Source organism: Levilactobacillus koreensis JCM 16448 (assembly GCF_001435525.1).
Lineage (GTDB): Bacteria > Bacillota > Bacilli > Lactobacillales > Lactobacillaceae > Levilactobacillus > Levilactobacillus koreensis.
Window position 1 is genome coordinate 1 of the sequence record NZ_AZDP01000013.1, and the last position, 259, is coordinate 259.

Sequence of the window (259 nt, forward strand, 5' to 3'; positions counted from 1 at the left end):
TAGGTTCCTTGGGCCAGTTGCTTGACTAGTTCTTCCTTATGTTCTTTCAGATAAGGTAGGAGGTCTTCGACGGTCATACCGTCAAGCCCTGCTGCCCCTTTATTCCTCTTGACCCGGAGATACGCTAGATTTAGATTATTCCGAGTCAAAACACGTTTAGAGAATTCCATGCCACTTATCATTGTACTTTCACCAGAGAAGGCACTACGCGCCCCAGTGTACCTTTGGCCTTCCAGGCCTATCTTCAACTGGTGGTCAG

1 pseudogene is annotated in these 259 nt (G+C 47.9%); it reads right to left on the reverse strand.

The features are described 5' to 3' along the window. Window positions 1-182 (reverse strand): annotated as a pseudogene (locus tag FC99_RS14070) (group II intron reverse transcriptase/maturase); the annotation flags it as partial. Between the last annotated feature and the right edge of the window lie 77 nt (window positions 183-259).